At 58.9% G+C, this 2,741-nt stretch carries 3 protein-coding genes; all 3 read right to left on the reverse strand.

Annotated elements, in window-relative coordinates; translation table 11 throughout:
- Positions 1–270: 270 nt before the first annotated feature.
- Positions 271–1,083 (reverse strand): substrate-binding periplasmic protein, encoded by an 813-nt coding sequence (locus ACIPIZ_RS29510; RefSeq protein ID WP_401169032.1) that lies wholly within the window; start codon positions 1,081–1,083, stop codon positions 271–273.
- A 193-nt stretch (positions 1,084–1,276) separates the two neighbouring features.
- Positions 1,277–2,122 (reverse strand): methylenetetrahydrofolate reductase [NAD(P)H], encoded by an 846-nt coding sequence (gene metF / locus ACIPIZ_RS29515; protein WP_064388104.1) that lies wholly within the window; start codon positions 2,120–2,122, stop codon positions 1,277–1,279.
- A gap of 173 nt (positions 2,123–2,295) precedes the next feature.
- Positions 2,296–2,741: adenosylhomocysteinase (locus tag ACIPIZ_RS29520; protein ID WP_401169035.1), on the reverse strand; the 446-nt coding region annotated here is incomplete at its 5' end.

Raw genomic sequence — 2,741 nt, forward strand, 5'->3', positions numbered from 1 at the left:
GATGGCGCGGACTAATGCCTCGGAGAGACCGAGGGACGCAAAGGACATGAGTAATCCGGTGTGAGTTAGGGCTTGGCCCACTGGGAGTCTTGCCTGGCGCGAATCACGTTTAAGAGGACGCAATCCCGTCCGGTCCTGCTGCGGTTCCGAAGGCACGTCTGGAGCGCTCGCGCGGGCTGCAAAGCTGCGCTGTAGCGGGTCGAGAGGCCTGTTACGGTTCCGGGCGTCCGGGCGTGAGCCTGGCGGGAACGCCGGAGTATAACAGAGCAATCACTGCGCGCTGCTTTCCTGCTGCTCAACGGTTTTGCCGCTGGCCGTGGCCGAATCCATCGAGGGGCCGCTGGCGGGCGCGGTGCCATAGCGGGCGCTCAACTCTGCATACGCGGGTTCACGCTTGAATCGCTTGAGCTCGGCACCGAAACGCTGCACCAGCAAATCCATGCCGGCGTTGCGCCGAACTGCCAGAAACTGGCTCTGACGGCTAATAACGGTCGGGCTTTCACTGATCTGATCGCGAATGTTCAATTCGTCGAGCAAGTGCTGACCAACGCGGCGATCGGTGATCAACAGGTCGATGCGACCGCGCACCAGTTTGCCAAAGTTGGCTTCGTGGGTCGGCGCGGGCTCACGGGTAAACAGCGTTGAATTGCTGAAGTCGGGGCTATACAGATAACCCGGTGAGGTGCCGATGGTCAGGCCCTTGAGTTCTTCGAGTTTGCTGAACGGGTGCGGCCGGTCGTTGGCGTAGAACATCACGAACTCGACGTCCGACAGTGGTTCGCTCGGGTAAAGCAGGGTGGCATCCCGCTCGTCACTGTGAAAAATATCCAGCGCGCCATCCGCCTGACCGGTCTCCAGCATCGACAGGCAGCGCTTCCACGGGAGGAATTGCCATTCCACTTCGATACCCAGACGTTTGAAGACGATGGCAGTGGTTTCGTAGTCGAGACCGAGGTTCTTGCCGTTCTCTTCATAGACGTAAGGCGCCCATGGTTCGGTGACAATACGCAGCTTCTCGCCTCGAGCGGCGAAGCTCAGGCAAGCAAAAACCAGCACGGCGAATAACTGCGTGATCAAAGGCATGGCTTGAGATTACGACGAGAAACGCGAAAGAGCCAGAAGGTGGCAGTAGAAGCTCTGTTTCGGGCATTTAAAAGCAAAAGATCGCAGCCTGCAGCAGCTCCTACATTGGTATTAATCACCCTGTGTAGGAGCTGCCGAAGGCTGCGATCTTTTGATCTTGCTTGTAGCTTTCAGCTTGAAGCTTGCAGCTGCTTCAGCGCGGCAACTTCAAATTATTCCAGATCGCCAGACTCGGTTCAGCCTGGTTCATGGAATAGAAGTGCAGCCCCGGCGCGCCGCCCTGCAACAGACGCTCGCACATCTCGCTGACGACTTGTTCACCAAAGCGCTGAATGCTCTGAGTGTCATCGCCGTAGGCTTCCAGTTGCTTGCGGATCCAGCGCGGAATTTCCGCACCGCAGGCATCGGAGAAGCGCGCGAGTTTGCTGTAGTTGGTGATCGGCATGATCCCCGGGACGATCGGCAGATCGACACCCTGCGCCTGCAAACGGTCGACAAAGTAGAAGTAGCTGTCGGCGTTGAAGAAGTACTGGGTGATCGCGCTGTCGGCGCCGGCGCGAGCCTTGCGCACGAAGTTGGCCAGATCGTCTTCGTAGTTGCGTGCTTGCGGATGCATCTCCGGGTAAGCAGCGACTTCGATGTGGAAATGGTCACCGGTTTCTTCACGAATGAATTCCACCAGTTCATTGGCGTGACGCAGCTCACCGCTGGTCATGCCCATGCCGGACGGCAGGTCACCGCGCAGGGCAACGATGCGCTTGATGCCGGCAGCCTTGTACTCGTTCAGCAGGCCGCGCAGGTCGTCCTTGCTGTCGCCGACGCACGACAGGTGCGGTGCGGCCGGTACTTTGACTTCGCTTTCCAGTTGCAGAACGGTGTTGAGGGTGCGATCACGGGTCGAACCACCAGCGCCATAGGTGCAGGAAAAGAAGTCGGGGTTGTAAGTGGCCAACTGACGGGCAGTGGCGAGCAGTTTTTCATGCCCAGCATCGGTCTTGGTCGGGAAGAACTCGAAGCTGTAGCGACGGTCTTGGGACATGGTCATACCCTTGGAAACAAGTAAGCCGGACGCTGCACCCTGTAGGAGCTGCCGCAGGCTGCGATCTTTGCGGATCAAAAGATCGCAGCCTGCGGCAGCTCCTACACAGAGCGGTCAGCAGCGCCAGTCAGGCAACGCGGTGCGCCAGGCACACCGCGTCGACTCTCAGCCAATCAGTAGCGGTAAGCGTGCGGCTTGAACGGGCCTTCGACGGTGACGCCGATGTAGTCAGCCTGTTGCTTGGTCAGTTGAGTGACCACGCCGCCGAAGCCGCGAACCATTTCCAGGGCCACTTCTTCGTCGAGTTTCTTCGGCAGTACTTCAACGGTCAGACGCTCGGCTTGCTGGGCTGGCGACAGGTAGTCGTACTTCTGGCCGAACAGGAAGATCTGCGCCAGCACCTGGTTGGCGAACGAACCGTCCATGATGCGGCTTGGGTGACCAGTGGCGTTGCCCAGGTTAACCAGACGGCCTTCGGCCAGCAGGATCAGGTAGTCGTCGTTCTGAGCGTCGAAAGCGCCAGCGCCGGTACGGTGGATCTTGTGAACCTGTGGCTTCACTTCTTCCCATGCCCAGTTCTTGCGCATGAAAGCGGAGACGATTACTTGGTCTAATAGAC

Origin of the sequence: Pseudomonas sp. NPDC087690, from assembly GCF_044743175.1 — a bacterium.
Lineage (GTDB): Bacteria > Pseudomonadota > Gammaproteobacteria > Pseudomonadales > Pseudomonadaceae > Aquipseudomonas.